Origin of the sequence: Sphaerisporangium melleum, from assembly GCF_014646695.1 — a bacterium.
Classification (GTDB): Bacteria; Actinomycetota; Actinomycetes; order Streptosporangiales; family Streptosporangiaceae; genus Sphaerisporangium; species Sphaerisporangium melleum.
Map to the genome: position 1 here is coordinate 41,033 of NZ_BMNT01000032.1, position 442 is coordinate 41,474.

Annotated in this window: 1 protein-coding gene; it reads left to right on the plus strand. The window is 70.6% G+C overall.

Annotated features, from left to right (window positions below; translation table 11 throughout):
* Positions 1–442, plus strand: a 442-nt coding sequence (locus IEY93_RS38640; RefSeq protein ID WP_229691486.1) for an arabinofuranosidase catalytic domain-containing protein, incomplete at both ends; no start/stop codon positions are given.

Below are 442 nucleotides of genomic sequence, written 5' to 3' on the forward strand. Positions count from 1 at the left end.
CTACCAGGTGCGCCGTTCCTCGGACAACACCACCCGGGACATCGGGGTGCTGAGCGCGGGCGGCGTCGCCGACTCCGCCGCGCAGGACTCCTTCTGCGCCGGCACGACCTGCCTGATCAGCGTCATCTACGACCAGTCGGGCCGCAACAACCGGCTCACCCAGGCGCCTCCCGGCGGCTTCCAGGGCCCCGCCGCGGGCGGGTACGACAACCTCGCGGACGCCACCCTGGCGCCGATCTCCGTCGGCGGGCACAAGGCGTACGGCGTCTACGTGGCGCCGGGCACCGGCTACCGCAACAACGCCACCAACGGTGTGGCCAAGGGGGACCAGCCGGAGGGGATGTACGCCATCTTCGACGGCACGCACTACAACGGCGGCTGCTGCTTCGACTACGGCAACGCCGAGACCAACAGCCGCGACAACGGCAACGGCACCATGGAG